We start from the raw sequence: 15517 nt of genomic DNA, 5'->3' as shown, positions 1-15517 counted from the left end.
CAGCGTTGCTGGCTCCCCGTCAGCCGGATTGGGTTGCATCGCAGGGGTGTCGAAAGAGTCAACTGCGGTCCAAAGCTGTTGGACTTGGGTGAAAAGGGCGTTTATTCTTCCTATACGTTGTCGGCAGCGGGCCAAAAAGGAATACGTCCATGCCCATCGAGGTGAAACCGGCTGTGAGCGCGGGTTCAAGCATATAGCCCGACAGGCGCGTATCCTTGCCGATCACGACACGATGGCGGTGGTCACCGCGACGAAAGACACGGCCAGCCGCCATGCCGACGCGCAAGGCGGTTTCCGCCGTCATCGCGCCTTCGTTGGCTTTGCCACGAATACCGTCTGTGCCGAAATATTTGCGCACCATAAGGTCGATTATCCTGTCGTCGGGTCGCCCTCAAAGGGGACATGCCTGCTGAACCGCGAATATAGAGAAATATCCCGAATGTGCAGTTAACGAATTCTTGCGGTTTCTTTCAGCGCCGCCAATACCGCCAGCCCGTCGCGCAAGGGGCGCGGCTCGTGTGTGCGGATGAAGTCAGCTCCACCTGCGGCGGCGGCAAGCTCTGCAGCGAGTGTCGCGGCCCCGACATCCCCCGGACCACGGCCTGTGAGCGCGCGCAGAAAGGATTTGCGCGAAACAGACAGAAGCACCGGCAAATCGAAGCGCAGCCGCAATTCATCGAACCGCGCCAGCACCGAGAGCGAGGTTTCGGGAGCAGCCCCCAGAAAAAACCCCATGCCGGGATCAAGGACAAGGCGGTTGCGTTTGATACCGGCACCCGTCAGCGCCGCGATGCGCGCGTCAAAGAACGCCGCAATGTGATCCATGATGTCGCCAGCGGGTGCCTCGCGCCGATCTGCCTGCCCGTCTTGCACCGAATGCATAACGACGAGTTTGGCAGATGATTTCGCCAATTGCGGATAGAACGCAGCGTCTGGAAAACCGCGAATATCATTGAGATAGGCCACACCACGCGACAAGGCATAGGCTTGCGTCGCGGGTTGATAACTGTCGAGCGAGACGGGAATGCCATCTGCCTTGAGCGCGTCCAGCACCGGCGCGATACGCGCGATTTCTGTGTCGGACGAAACAGGCGCGGCGTCGGGATTGCTGGATGCCGGACCGAGGTCGATCACATCTGCCCCCTCGGCCATCAGCTTACGCGCCTGCGCAATGGCTGCGTCTGGCGCCAGATACCGGCCTCCATCGGAGAAACTGTCCGAGGTTATGTTGACGATGCCGAAAATGATGAGCGATTTATTCATGGGGGCTTCTATAATAATAATAATCGAGCATGAGTCTCATACGGATGCTCGGGTCGAAAGGGAATCCCCAGGCGAGTAACCTGTTTGCGGTGATCCATTAGCTGCAGGAGCAGAATAGCATACATCTGGAAGCAAAGCCAGGAAAGCGGCCTATGGAGCTGTGCGGCAGCGCTCAGTAGGCAATTTTTCAAAATATTGTTAAGCCTTTTCTGAGCATGGTATTTTTCATGGTATTACCAATTAGCAGGAAAATAAGCCATTGAATATAAAAGATAAAAATGTCTTGTTTACAATAGAGTGGGAATAATTTTCCTCTAGACAGTTGAGTTTATAAGAACCAGCCTTCGGGCTGGTTTTTTTGTACTTCAAGTTTGTGAAGAGCTGGCTCAACTTTTTCGTGAGAGATATATACACGCGGTTAAATTAAATATATATTCACTTTAATTGTTTAATTATCATAAATGGTATTGCTATGGAACAGGCTGACGTTACCTCTCTCATTCCTATCCTTATTACTCTTTTCCTCGCGCTGACCACAAGAAATGTCGTTGTTGGTTTATTCGCCGGTGTGGTGAGTGGTGTCGCTATGCTTGAAGGGACATTTGTCGAAAAAGGGCCACTAGACTCGTTTAGTGCATTGATGAAAAGCTATCTACTGCCGCAATTAACTGACAGCTACAATGCGGGCGTCATTTTGCTCTTGGTCTTTATTGGTGGCTTTGTTGCCTTGATGGAGAAATCTGGCGGTGGTGTGGCGTTTGCTAAAAAGGTCACTCAATGGGTGGCGAGTAAGTGCCAAGCTCAACTGTCCGCATGGTTCGGTGGTGTTGTTATTTTCTTCTCAGACCTTGGTACACCACTGATTGTTGGCCCTGTTTTTCGCCCTTTATTTGATAAGTTAAAAGTATCACGCCAAAAATTAGCTTTTATTATCGATTCAACTTCCTCTCCGGTGGCAATCTTGATTCCTTTTATCGGATGGGGTGTTTACATCATGGGGTTGATTCAAAAAGAGTTTACTGCCCTGAATGTCAGTATGAGTGATTGGGATGCTTTCATTGGTGCGATCCCGTATCAGTTTTACGCCTTTCTTGCGATCGCGATTGTGCCGATTGTCTCTTTCTTCAAATTAGACTTCGGACCGATGGCGAAGGCTGAACAACTAGCAGAGCAGGGCTCCGACTTTGGGAAAGTGCAGGAGTCCATGAATGTGTTTACGCATAAAAATGCAAAATCTAGTTTTGTATGGGCACCTTTGCTCGTTATGTTGGTGGTTCTATGTACCATTCTGGTGCCACACGGTTTTCCATTTCAAAAAGTAGCAGGCTCAACGTTCAGGGCTGCACTTTCTTCGGCATATTTCTTCGCAGCCTTTACTTTGATTGCGCTGATGGCGTTTTATGGCGTAAGAAAGCTTTCGGATGGTATTCAGGTTTATCTGAAAGGGATGTCAAACATGATGTCAGTGGCGGTGATTCTGGTATTGGCTTGGGCGCTTAGCTCAGTTGGGAAAGAATTAGGTGCAGCTGCATACATTGCTGAACAAGCTCAAGCCGGTTTCCCTTACTGGTTATTGCCAGCGGTTGCGTTTTTACTGGCCGGTATTATCTCGTTCGCTACGGGATCATCTTGGGGGACGTTTGCCATCATGATGCCATTAGTGATCCCAACTGCCGTCGCGATTGATGCACCACTGTTGGTTTGTATTGGTGCGGTATTATCTGGTGGCTTGTTTGGCGATCACTGTTCTCCCATCTCTGAAACTACGATTTTGTCGTCGACAGGAGCGGGGTGTGAACAGTATGAGCACTTCCGTACACAATTGCCTTACGCATTACTCAATGGAATGATCGCATTGGGGTGTTTTCTTTTAGCTGGAATCAACGCCTCACCAGTGATTGTGCTTGCCGCAATTATTTCTCAGTGTGTGGTTTATTTTGTGCTGTCTAAACAAAAGTCAACCGCGAAGCTAGAGGTGGTTTCGGCAGAACAATAAAGAGAGAAACATCACAAAGCGGAGGCTCACAGGGTCTCCGCTTTTCTTTTGAGTCAAGGTAACATTTTTCTTGTGACAAAATGTGTGTGAGGACCTATTTATTCATTTTGTCTCGCAGAATCAACGTACTTGGCTCGGTGTTTCGTATATATGATCCACTATATGTCTAGTTATTCCTCGTATATTGTATTGTTGAAATCCGGAGACTAGACATGTTTGCACTCAAACATCTTCCTCTTGCATTGAGTTGTGTCTTAGCAGCACAAGTGAATGCGAGTATGAATATTCAGCCCGATCCGCAAAATCCGAATGGTTATGTTATTGCTCGTGGTGACGTTCAAGCCGTAGAGCAAAGCAAAACTTCTGATCCTATGTATGCCATTTGGTCACAAGCATTAGAGACACGCCCGAACTCAGTGGTTGAAGCGATTGTTCCAGGGGCGACAACCAACCCAGAAAACGTGAAGCGTGTAGAGCGTGTATTCCCCGAAAGTGAGTGGGACTTCCTGACTCAAATGGCGGCACCTGAATACACTTACACGCGTTTCCTACGTGCAATTGGCAAGTTCCCAGCATTCTGTGGTGAGTACACTGACGGTCGTGATTCGGATGCAATTTGTAAAAAATCGATCGTGACAGCGTTTGCTCACTTTGCACAAGAAACCGGTGGCCATATTTCGATTGATAACGTATCGGATAATCCGCTTGGGTTGGAAGAGTGGCAGCAAGCTTTGGTTCATGTGCGAGAAATGGGATGGTCTGAAGGGCAAGAAGGTTACACAACAGGTTGTGGTCAAAATGACTGGCAAAACAAACGTTGGCCATGTGAGCCTGGACAAGGTTACTTTGGACGTGGTGCAAAGCAGCTTTCTTACCATTTTAACTATGGCGCGTTCTCTGAAGTGATGTTTGATGGCGATGCATCTGTATTGCTGAAAAATCCAGGCTTGGTTGCGGATTCGTGGCTGAACTTAGCATCGGCTATCTGGTTCTTCCTAACCCCACAAGCACCGAAACCTGCAATGCTACATGTGATTGACCGTACTTGGGTACCTTCACAGCGTGAGCTTGATGCTGGCATTGGTTACGGCTTTGGTACCACCATCAACGTGATCAATGGTGGTATTGAGTGTGGGGAGCAAAACAAAGATAAAGGTCAACCTGTTAACCGTATTCGCTATTGGGAAGGACTTGCCGCTCATTATCAAATTCCAATTGAAGCCGATGAGACCAATACCTGTTGGCAGCAGACGCCTTACGGCAGCTTAAATCTGAATGGTGCGACAGACGTGTTGTACACTAACTGGGATGGAAACTGGAAATACTACTCAGATCGTCCGGGAGGCCACTCTTTTGAATGTGAACTTGTTGGTTTCCAAACGGCTTACTCTGCGCTAGTTGCAGGTGATTATGAGAAATGTGTAACTAACTTCTACCAATCTCATGCGGGTTGGCCAGAAGTTCGTGTAGTTGACAAGTTAGATCCAGTGGATCCGGTCGATCCGCCTGTAGGTGGTGTGGCAGCTTGGGATTCTGGCAAAGTATATAACACGGGTGATCAAGTTTCTTACCAAGGTGCTGTTTACGAAGCGAAATGGTGGTCACAAGGTAATGAGCCAACGAAAGGAGACCCTTGGAAGCTGGTTTCAGGCACTCCTACGGAGCCGCCTACAACGGAACCTGAACCACCGGTGATTGAGCCAGAGCCGCCAGTAACCGAGCCAGAACCACCAGTGACAGGCAATTTTATTCAGTGGGAGCCGGGTGTAACGCAAGTCGCTAACGGCGATAAAGTGACGTACCAAAACAAATGTTTTGTCGCAAAAAATGGCCCTGGAGTATGGGAAAGCCCAACGCAAAGCAACTGGTTCTGGGACGAGATTTCTTGTCAGTGATCGAGTAAAAAACAACCTAACCATCTATAAAGACTCTGCTTTTTTGCAGGGTCTTTTTTTATATATGTAGTGGTTTATTTATGGAATCTAAGTTTTCAATAACAGCTTTTCTCTTTTGTTCTGCAGCCCATTAAAATTCGCGCGCATTTTTTATCAACATTTTTGAAAAAAGGTATTTGTACATGTCGACAAAACTGGCTAACCCAGCACCGCTAGGTCTAATGGGTTTCGGTATGACCACTATTCTGCTCAATATTCATAATGCAGGATTTTTCCCAATTGACTCTATGATCCTAGCGATGGGCATCTTTTACGGTGGCCTTAGCCAAGTAATCGTTGGCATCATGTGCTTTAAACGCGGTGATACGTTCGGCACAACTGCGTTTACTTCTTACGGTCTATTTTGGCTAACATTGGTTGGTCTAATCGTAATGCCTCACATGGGTCTTCCTGCAAGCCCTGCAAGCTTTATGGGTTGGTACCTAGCGCTTTGGGGCATCTTCACTGGTTTCATGTTCATTGGTTCTCTATGTTACCCAACAGCGAAGCAAGTGGTATTTGGCTCTCTAACTATCCTATTCTTCTTGCTTGCTGCTCGTGATTTCACTGGTAGCGAAGTGATCGGTGCTATCGCTGGCTTCGAGGGTATCTTCTGTGGCGCAAGTGCAATTTACTTCGCAATGGCACAAGTACTGAACAACGAATTTGGTCGTGAAGTGTTGCCTGTAGGTAAAGCAAAAATCGCTCGTAAAGTTGAAGCGGTTATCGCCTAAGCTGTTACTCATAATGAAGAAAGGGGGATTAACCATTGGTTAATCCCCCTTTTTTATGTCCTCAATCGGACCACTGCTTTTTCTTATTTATGTGATAACGCTATGTTGATGGTTGCTCAACAGTTTCTGCGCTATTGCTGTCTGCCGTTGGTGCTTTACCCGTTTTACGTCGGTACTTATCTTCCCAGTAATCTGCGCCTTTAATGCCCAGTGCAACAGGGTTAAATGTAAAATCGGTCACACCACGTTTTTGTTGCTCTTCGTAGTCGTTCAGTGCTTTGAGTGCAGGCTTCGACATAAAGAAGATGATCAAAATACCGATGATGTTTAGCCACGCCATCAGTCCTACGCCTACATCACCCATCGCCCATGCTAAGTTGGCGGTTTTCACGGTTCCGTAGAACACGGATGAAATAATGATGACTTTCAGAATAAACATCAGTCCATTTACTTTGAACGTACGACGAATGTAAGCAATGTTCGTTTCTGCAATGTAGTAGTAAGCCAGAATGGTCGTAAACGCGAAGAAGAATAGAGCGATTGCGATGAATGGTTTACCCACGCCAGGTAGTGCGCTTTCGATCGCCATCTGTGTAAACACAGGACCATTTGCACCAATATCCGCTGGTAGGTTTTGAACCAGGAATGTACCTTCAATCGCACCATTTACGTTGTACGCGCCAGTGATAAGAATCATGAACGCGGTTGCTGAACACACAAGTAGTGTATCGATGTAAATAGAGAAAGATTGAACAAGACCTTGCTGAGCTGGGTGATCAACACTCGCTGCTGCTGCTGCGTGAGGACCAGTACCTTGACCTGCTTCGTTGGAGTAGACACCACGTTTTACACCCCAGCCGATTGCTGCACCAACGCCTGCCATTGGTGTGAACGCGTCACCAATAATCATGCCGAAAATGCGCGGAACCTCACCAATGTTTAGAAGGATGATGACAAACGCAGTAATGATGTAAGCTAACGCCATAAATGGTACAACGACTTGGGTAAAGTTCGCGATACGCTTTACGCCACCAAAAATGATGAAAGCCAAAATGACACAAACAACCGTACCAGTGAAAATTTTAGCAAAACTGAAGGTACCAATAGCGGTTTCAATCATGTCACCTGAGCCAAATGCGGCTTCTACTGCGTTACCGATACTGTTCGATTGAACGCCAGGAAGTAGAACACCACAAGCAAAGATGGTCGCGATAGCAAAGATCCAAGCGTACCATTTTTGTCCCATTGCTTTCTCAATATAGTAAGCAGGGCCACCACGGAACTCGCCTTCGTCTTCTTCTTTATAAATTTGTGCAAGTGTTGATTCTGCGTATGCGGTTGCAGCGCCAAAGAAGGCAACGACCCACATCCAGAATACGGCGCCTGGGCCACCGAAACCGATAGCAGCGGCAACACCAGCAATGTTACCTGTACCTACACGGCCAGATAGTGAAACGGCAAGTGCCTGAAATGATGATATCCCTTTTGTTGAACTCTTCCCTGAAAGTAATAAGCGCCACATCTCAAAGAAGTGACGAATTTGTACAAAACGCGTCATGATTGAATAGAACAAACCTGCGCCAAGGCACAAATAGATCAGTACCGGGCTCCAAATAATTCCATTCAGAAAATCAACTAATGACTGCATGAGTATTTTCCCTGTTAGTTGTGTTTGTGGTTGTTTTTCACACAATACATTACCCTTTATGTAATGCAATTGTTAACTTTTTTAGCTACAAATCCTTTGTAGCGTGATGATGAACACAGAATGGAGAGTAGTTGTTAAAATTTGGTTCTTGTTGCTTATTTGCTCCTTTTAGGTAGAAGATTTGCCTGATGATTAATTATGCAGCACATTGTCATTTAAATGTGCTGCGATTTTGATGAGTTAAAAATGCCAGTGGTTATGCATTTTGTGGAGTAAGTGTCTGCCTGTTTTTTGTTCAGTCATGTCCTCAGGCGTAACGACAAAGGTTAAGCTCCGCATTATCCATCACTTTTGCTTTTTCACCTTTCATTACGCTTGCTAGCAATTGACCTGAGCCACAAGCCATCGTCCAGCCCAGAGTTCCGTGTCCGGTGTTAGTAAAAAGGTTATCGTATTTAGTCGCACCGATAATTGGTGTGCCATCAGGCGTCATTGGCCTAAAGCCGCTCCAAAACTCAGCTTGGCTGAAGTCACCACAACGAGGAAAAAGATCACGGATGACCATTTCGATGGTGTTTTTGCGCTTTTGTGGAAGGGAAGCATCAAACCCTGCTAATTCTGCGGTGCCAGCTACGCGAATTCTGTCATCAAATCGAGTCATAGCGACTTTATAGGTTTCATCCATCACAGTAGATCGAGGAGAGAAGTGTTCATCTTCCATCGGGATGGTGAGTGAATAGCCTTTGACAGGGTAGACCGGAATATCAATATCGAGTTGCTTGAGTAGCGCTGTAGAGTAGCTGCCAGAGGCCACCACATATTGGTCTGCTTTAAATTGTCCTCGGTTCGTTTGGACACCTATGATCTTTTTGCCTACTGTAACCCAATTGCTTACTTCAGTATCGAACTCAAATCGGACACCGTGTGCCTTAGCAAGCTCCGTTAGTTGTTGGCAAAATTGATGGCAATCGCCCGTTTCGTCATCAGGTAGATGCAAGCCACCAACCAGTTTGTCTTTCACAAGTGCAAGCCCTGGCTCTTGTTCAATACATTGTTCGACGTCCATTAGCTTAAATCGGGTTCCGCTTTGTTCAAGGAGCTGCATGTCCTTTTCAATAGCTTGCAGCTGTTGATGTGTTCGGAATACTTGCAAGGTCCCAAACTGACGCCCTTGATACTCAATGGCGTGTTCTTGGCGTAACTGTTCTAAGCAAATACGGCTGTGGTTAGCGATAGAAAGCATGCGAGCCTTGTTAACTTGATAGCGAGGTAGGGTGCAATTCGCGACCATTTTACTCGCCCAGCGGATCATGTCGGCATTCAGGGTGGGTTTGATTTTAAGTGGAGCATGCTCTTCCATTAACCACTTAATGGCTTTAACAGGAACACCAGGCGCAGCCCAAGGTGAAGAGTAACCATATGAGATCTGCCCGGCATTGGCGAAGCTCGTTTCCATGGCACTGCTTGGTTGGCGGTCAATGACGGTAACTTGATAGCCTGCTTGAGATAAATACCAAGCAGAGGTTAAGCCGATAACGCCGCTGCCTAATACGATGACTTCCATTGATGCACTCCACACATTTATCAGAGTGCTCAGTTTCTTTTCTTTACCTTTTGTTAACAATCGATATAAATTACACACTGCGTTTAGAAAAACTATAGGCTCAAGGATGAAAAGTAATCTGATAAGTGGTTTGTGCCTATTTAGCCAAGTCGCGGAGTACAGCAGCTTTACTGGTGCCGCAAGACATTTACACCTCACCACTGGTGCCATAAGCCAACAAATTATTCATTTAGAGGCGTTATTAGGTTTTACTTTATTTGAACGCCACTCTCGCGGTATTCGTTTAACCGTAAAAGGCACTCAGTTACACCAAGCGACGCAGTTTCACTTTTCGGAACTGAGCAAATTGCTTGATGAGCTCAAAGTAGAAAAGCAAACCAATGAAATTCGTTTGAAGTTGACGCCTTCTTTTGCTTTCAAATGGTTAGTCCCAAAGCTCGAAAGCTTCCATCATGATAATCCGGATATCCAAGTACAAATCTTTGCGGAAGGTGCGCTGGTAAATAGTGAGATAAAAGACTATGACGTCGCAATTGACTATGGTCTTCATCCTTATAGAAATGCTAACGCGGAGCTGATTTTGGATGAGCATCTGCTGCCGGTGATGAGTCCAAAATACCTTGAGGATCATGGCTGGCTAAAAACGTTGTTTGGTGAACAAAAAACCTCAATGCCAGTGAAGCAATGGCAAGAGGCGACGCTACTACACGATGCGATGCCATGGGAAAAAGCGACGCGTGACTATGAGTGGCTATATTGGGCGTCAGCGATGGGGTTGGATTTTAAAACCGATATCGGACACTTTTTTAATCGAACGGATATGGCGATGTCTGCAGCCGAAGCAGGCGTTGGGATTGCGATGGCACGAATGGCACTGATTGAGGATGAATTGACGACAGAGCGTTTGGTTTCTCCATTCAAACCGATTCCTGCCAATGCAGGGTATTACTTGATCATGAACACACGTACGAATGCGACAGAAACGTTTCGTCACTGGTTACTTGGACAGTTGAATTAGCGTTTTATCTCTGTGATTCATCCCTACGTTATTTGTTGAAAAATTGGGCAATATAAGTTTTAAGCAAGGTAAGTGCTTTGCTTGCCGCTATTTGAGTGATGAAAGACAGGGAAGAACATGAAAGACGAAACGCTATCCATCCATTTTGGTTACGAAACTGACCCTACCACTAAATCTGTCGCGACGCCGATTTATCAAACAGTCGCGTACGAGTTTGACAACGCGCAGCACGGCGCTGATCTGTTTAACTTGGAAGTGCCGGGGAATATCTACACTCGCATCATGAATCCGACTAACGATGTTCTGGAAAAACGCATGGCGGCGTTAGAAGGCGGCATTGCTGGATTGGTCGTGAGTGCGGGGAGTGCAGCGATTAACTATGCAATTCTGACCTTAGCGCAAGCGGGCGATAACATCGTTTCTACGCCGCAACTTTATGGCGGTACTTATACCTTGTTTGCGCACATGCTCCCAAATCAAGGTATTCAGGTGAAGTTTGCTAAAGATGACAAGCCAGAAAGTTTGGCCGAATTAATTGATGAAAATACCAAAGCGGTGTACTGCGAGAGCATTGGTAACCCTGCGGGTAATATCATCGATTTAGAACGTGTGGCGGAGCTTGCTCATGCACAAGGCGTACCTGTGATTGTGGATAACACCGTTGCGACGCCAGTGCTTTGCAAACCCATCGAATTTGGTGCGGATATCGTAGTTCACTCTCTCACTAAATACGTTGGTGGGCATGGCACCACATTAGGTGGCGTGATTGTGGATTCAGGTAAATTCCCTTGGGCGCAGCACAAAGACCGCTTTCCTGTTTTCAACCAACCAGAACCTTCTTACCACGGCGTGGTGTATACCGAAGCGTTTGGTGAGGCGGCATTTATCGGGCGTGCGCGTACCGTACCACTGCGTAATACCGGAGCCGCATTATCACCGATGAATGCATTTATGCTTATGCAAGGGCTAGAAACGTTACCGCTGCGCATGGAGCGCCATACCGAGAACACACTCAAAGTGGCTGAATTCTTGGAACAGAATGACAAAGTCTGTTGGGTAAGTTATGCCGGATTGCCAAGTTCTGAACACTTCCATCTCGCCGAAAAATACATGAAAGGTAAGCCTTCTGCGATTTTGTCGTTTGGTTTAAAAGACGGTTATGAAGCCGGAGTGCGCTTTTATGACGCTCTGAAAATCTTTAAGCGTTTGGTGAACATTGGCGATGCAAAATCATTGGCTTGCCATCCTGCATCGACGACTCATCGTCAGTTGAGCGAAGCAGAACAAAAACAAGCTGGTGTGTCTCCAGAGATGATTCGTTTATCGGTGGGTATTGAACATATTGACGATATTCTAGCCGATTTAGAACAGGCACTAAACTCGTAAAACGATTCTGTTTTTAGCTTTGGGTTACCCATAGGCCAGCCTTTAAAAAAGCTGGCCTATTTTTATTTTATTGTTTAAATATCAAGGGTTTTGGTGTTTTTGGTTTGTGGCATTCCAAAAGCTCATAGAGGGTGAGATTTATTCTCTTGTCACGTTTGGGTTTGTTCCTGATGATGTGTGCAAGTATTACACATTGGAAGGGACTCAAATGTCTTACGTATTTCACCGTCATTGCCATGCCACGCTGCCAATCATCGATAGAGGTGAAGGTGTTTATCTATTCGATAAGCATGGAAAGCAGTATCTCGATGCTTGTGGTGGGGCTGCGGTATCAAACCTTGGCCACAGTCATCAAGCCGTTAAAAAAGCGATGTTGGAACAGATCGAGCGAGTGCCGTTTGCTCATACTGGATTTTTTACTAGTGATAACAGTGAGCGCCTAGCAGAATTGGTTTGTCAGCACATGCCTGAACAGTTCAACCATGTGTATTTAGTCAGTGGCGGATCAGAAGCGGTGGAGTCGGCACTAAAAATGGCGCGGCAGTATTTCGTGGAATCAGGTAAGCCAGAGAAAAAGCAATTCATCGCGCGTCAGCAAAGTTATCACGGCAATACCTTGGGGGCTTTGGCTGTCGGAGGTAATGAATGGCGACGTGAACCGTTCAAACCCATCTTACACCCGAGCCATCATATCGCCCCTTGCTATGCTTATCGTTATCAGCAGAGTCATGAGTCGGAATTGGATTACTCATTGCGAGCGGCGAATGAGCTAGAGGCAAAAATTCTTGAGTTGGGGGCTGATAATGTCATGGCTTTTGTCGCCGAGCCCATTGTGGGAGCCACCGCTGGAGCTGTGCCTGCCACACAAGGTTATTTCAAGCGTATTCGCGAAATATGCGACCAATACGATGTGTTATTGATCTTGGATGAAGTCATGTGTGGCGTTGGACGCAGTGGTAGTTTTTTTGCGTTTGAGCAAGAAGAGGCAGACCCCGATCTGGTGTGTATGGCTAAAGGGCTTGGTGCGGGTTATCAACCTATTGGCGCGGTGGTTGCGAATGATCGAGTCTACCAAGCTATTGCCGGTGGAAGCGGTTTTTTCCAACATGGCCATACCTTTATGGCGCACCCTGTGGCGTGCGCTGCTGCCGTGGCAACCATTCAAACCATCTTCCAAGATGATTTATTAACGGCGGTGAATCAGCAAAGTGCTTTGCTGCGTAATGAGCTTACTTCTGAATTGGCCCATTTACCGTACATTGGCGACATTCGTGGTAAAGGCTTATTTTTTGGCATTGAGCTGGTGGCGGATAAAGAAAGCAAGGCGCCTCTGAGTAAAGCCACATTGGCAGACAAACGCATCAAACAGCAAGCAATGGAAAATGGCTTAATGTGCTACCCAATGGGAGGAACGATTGATGGCGTTAATGGGCACCATATCTTGCTTGCACCGCCATTCATTATTCAGCCTCACCATATTGATGAGCTAGTTGGCAAACTCTCATTAACGCTAAAAGAGGTAGCGAAGGAATGGAATTAGAAAATCGATGTATACGAGAGCCTATCGCTATTATCGTGGCCCCAAACGGTGCAAGAAAAACTAAGCACGATCACGCCAGCTTACCCATGACAAAAGACGAACTGGTTGCAGAGGCTATCGCTTGTCAAACGGCAGGGGCTGCCATGATCCATTTACATGCTAGAGACGCCAACGGACGTCATTCATTAGACATCGACGACAACATGGCAATTTACTATGCCGTGAAAGAAGCGGTGGGACAAAACATGATGGTACAGCTCACCACAGAGGCGGTGGGCTTGTATTCTCCGCCACAACAGATGGCGTTAGTTAAAGCTGTGAAACCAGAAGCGGCTTCTTTCGCATTGAGGGAGTTCATCCCTGATCGAGCAAGTGAGAAAGAAGGGCATGCCTTTTTCCATTGGGTGGCAGAAAACAACATCGTGAGCCAAATTATTCTCTACGATGCAACCGACATTGAACGTTATTTCCAACTGCGTGATGCGGGCGTGTTACCTAAAACGTATCAGCATGCATTAGTGGTGTTAGGGCGTTATCACCAAGCTCAACAGTCTTCGCCATGGGATTTACGAGGTTTGAATTTGGCGCATTTTGTCGAGGAAGAAATTCGATGTGCCATTTGTGCTTTTGGCGCGCGAGAGCAAGACTGTTTAGCGAGTGCGATGTTACTTGGATTCGATGTGAGAGTGGGGTTTGAGAATAACCACGTCGATGTGGCAGGCGAATTAGCAATCAGTAACGCGGCTCAGGTGGAAGCTCTACGCGATGTGGCGCATCGCTTTGCGATTCCTTTACACAGTGCGCAAAGTTTGCGTTCAGCTTTGAAGTAAATCTGCTCGCGGAAAAGAAAAAAAGAAGAAAGGAAAGTAAAAAGGCTCCATCGGAGCCTTTTCGGTATTTGTCGTTAGTTCTCAGTTTGCGCTACAGGTTGACGAGCGGGATGTTTGATAAACACCGCGACAACAGCCGCTATCGCTAATGCAAAACAGTAGTAAGAATTGGCAACTACTTCAAGTGGCGAGAGGTTGAACACGGAACCTAGCAGCAGTACTTGAGCACCGTAAGGCAACACGCCTTGCACCACGCATGAGAAAATGTCTAACAAGCTTGCTGAGCGGCGAGGAGAGACATTATTCTCTTCCGCCAGTTGGCGAGCAACGCTGCCCGATACAATGATGGCTACGGTGTTGTTTGCCGTACAGCCATTGACCATTGAAACCAAACCTGCAATACCTAGCTCGCTTGCACGACTGTTCGCATGCTTAGAGTGGCTAGAGCCAAACGCGTGGATAAGGCTACTAACGAAATTTGTTAGAAAAGCAAGACCACCTTGGCGACGCATTAGTTCACTCAAACCACCAATCAGCATGGATAACAAGAAGATCTCTTGCATGTTACCAAAGCCTTTGTAAACGTCTTGGGCTAGATTAGTCAGTCCGTAATTGTCAATCGATGCCAAGCTCACGCCGCCAGCCAAAAGAATGCCAATCGACAGAACCACAAACACATTTACACCAGATACCGCTAGGATCAAAATAGTGATGTACGGCAAGACTTTTAGCCACTCAATATCGCCAGTTGCAGGCACTTGAGTCGCGGTACTGTTGAAAGCGAACACTGCAATCGCGATCAACGCCGCAGGTAAAGCAATACGAATGTTCTCTTTAAACTTGTCTTTCATCTCACAACCTTGAGAGCGTGTCGCCGCGATGGTGGTGTCAGAGATGATAGAAAGGTTATCACCAAACATAGCGCCGCTCAGCACAACGCCTGCGGTTAACGGTAAGCTCATTCCTGCTGATTCAGCAATACCCAACGCTACAGGGGCAACGGCTGCGATGGTACCCATCGAAGTCCCCATTGCTGTTGCGATAAAAGCAGAAATCAGAAAAATGCCCGGTAAAATCATGCTGGTTGGAATAGCGGATAAACCAAGGTTTACTGTTGCATCAACACCGCCAGAGGCTTTTGCTACCGCAGCAAAGGCACCAGCAAGCAGATAGATCATACACATTGCGATGATGTCTGGGTGGCCAACACCACGCATGAAGTGTTCGATTGAGCGGTTAAGTTTCTCTTTACTTAAAAGAAACGCAATGATGATGGCTGGTAATACCGCGATGGGTGCAGGCAGCTGGTAGAAGGCAAATTCCACGCCTTGCAAAGATAAGTAAGTGCCTACGCCAATAAATAGCGCAAGGAATACAATTAATGGGATCAGTGCGACCGCAGACGGTGCAACTGTTTTAGTAGTTTGTTGGGAACCGGACATGTAAACGACAATGTTAATGATAAGAGAGAAGAGCAGACTAATATCACATTTCTACATTGTCAACGTCTAGACGTCTAAATGGCTGTTTAAATTTTGCGCGTAAAGAAAAAGATAAAAGCTCGTATTACGTATCTCACTGATACCACGAGCTTTAGTTATGCG

At 46.8% G+C, this 15517-nt stretch carries 12 protein-coding genes; 7 read left to right on the top strand and 5 right to left on the bottom strand.

Annotation, left to right across the window (positions count from 1 at the left end; translation table 11 throughout):
- Positions 1–58: 58 nt before the first annotated feature.
- Complete coding sequence (locus R7Q46_RS20355) at positions 59–361, bottom strand: phosphoglucosamine mutase (protein WP_000251875.1); 303 nt, start codon at positions 359–361, stop codon at positions 59–61.
- An 86-nt stretch (positions 362–447) separates the two neighbouring features.
- On the bottom strand, positions 448–1263 hold the full coding sequence (gene sul2, locus R7Q46_RS20350; protein ID WP_001043260.1) for a sulfonamide-resistant dihydropteroate synthase Sul2: 816 nt from the start codon (positions 1261–1263) through the stop codon (positions 448–450).
- 472 nt (positions 1264–1735) lie between these two features.
- On the opposite strand from sul2, the gene R7Q46_RS20345 reads away from it, so the two are divergent.
- From R7Q46_RS20345 to R7Q46_RS20335, 3 genes are all read left to right on the top strand, one after another.
- Entirely contained in the window at positions 1736–3259 is a 1524-nt protein-coding gene (locus tag R7Q46_RS20345) for a Na+/H+ antiporter NhaC family protein (RefSeq protein WP_005381684.1), read from the top strand.
- Positions 3260–3471: 212 nt separating this feature from the next.
- A complete protein-coding gene (locus R7Q46_RS20340; protein ID WP_137281743.1) occupies positions 3472–5154 on the top strand; it encodes a chitinase in 1683 nt (560 codons plus the stop codon).
- Between the two features lie 182 nt (positions 5155–5336).
- Positions 5337–5927: an acetate uptake transporter gene (locus tag R7Q46_RS20335; protein WP_005381682.1), complete on the top strand. Its 591-nt coding sequence runs from the start codon at positions 5337–5339 to the stop codon at positions 5925–5927.
- A gap of 100 nt (positions 5928–6027) precedes the next feature.
- Here the strand turns inward: R7Q46_RS20335 and R7Q46_RS20330 are convergent, their stop codons facing one another.
- Together R7Q46_RS20330 and R7Q46_RS20325 are read right to left on the bottom strand one after the other, a co-directional pair.
- Positions 6028–7575 (bottom strand): alanine/glycine:cation symporter family protein, encoded by a 1548-nt coding sequence (locus tag R7Q46_RS20330; protein WP_005381681.1) that lies wholly within the window; start codon positions 7573–7575, stop codon positions 6028–6030.
- Positions 7576–7882: 307 nt separating this feature from the next.
- A complete protein-coding gene (locus R7Q46_RS20325) occupies positions 7883–9139 on the bottom strand; it encodes a D-amino acid dehydrogenase (RefSeq protein WP_047102136.1) in 1257 nt (418 codons plus the stop codon).
- 106 nt (positions 9140–9245) lie between these two features.
- On the opposite strand from R7Q46_RS20325, the gene R7Q46_RS20320 reads away from it, so the two are divergent.
- The 4 genes from R7Q46_RS20320 to R7Q46_RS20305 all read left to right on the top strand — a co-directional run bounded on the left by R7Q46_RS20320 (position 9246) and on the right by R7Q46_RS20305 (position 13913).
- Positions 9246–10157 (top strand): LysR substrate-binding domain-containing protein, encoded by a 912-nt coding sequence (locus tag R7Q46_RS20320; RefSeq protein WP_213871972.1) that lies wholly within the window; start codon positions 9246–9248, stop codon positions 10155–10157.
- A 117-nt stretch (positions 10158–10274) separates the two neighbouring features.
- Positions 10275–11543 (top strand): O-acetylhomoserine aminocarboxypropyltransferase/cysteine synthase family protein, encoded by a 1269-nt coding sequence (locus tag R7Q46_RS20315; protein ID WP_151514547.1) that lies wholly within the window; start codon positions 10275–10277, stop codon positions 11541–11543.
- A gap of 208 nt (positions 11544–11751) precedes the next feature.
- On the top strand, positions 11752–13083 hold the full coding sequence (locus tag R7Q46_RS20310) for an aspartate aminotransferase family protein (RefSeq protein ID WP_054575103.1): 1332 nt from the start codon (positions 11752–11754) through the stop codon (positions 13081–13083).
- Entirely contained in the window at positions 13074–13913 is an 840-nt protein-coding gene (locus R7Q46_RS20305) for a 3-keto-5-aminohexanoate cleavage protein (RefSeq protein WP_151514548.1), read from the top strand. The genes R7Q46_RS20310 and R7Q46_RS20305 overlap by 10 nt, the downstream gene beginning before the upstream one ends.
- A 74-nt stretch (positions 13914–13987) precedes the next feature.
- On the opposite strand, the gene R7Q46_RS20300 is transcribed toward R7Q46_RS20305, so the two are convergent.
- Entirely contained in the window at positions 13988–15355 is a 1368-nt protein-coding gene (locus R7Q46_RS20300; protein WP_005381672.1) for a Na+/H+ antiporter NhaC family protein, read from the bottom strand.
- Positions 15356–15517: the final 162 nt, after the last annotated feature.

This window comes from Vibrio sp. 811, from assembly GCF_033339195.1.
Note: the sequence above shows the minus strand (reverse complement) of the source record. Positions and strands in the feature narration are given on the sequence as shown.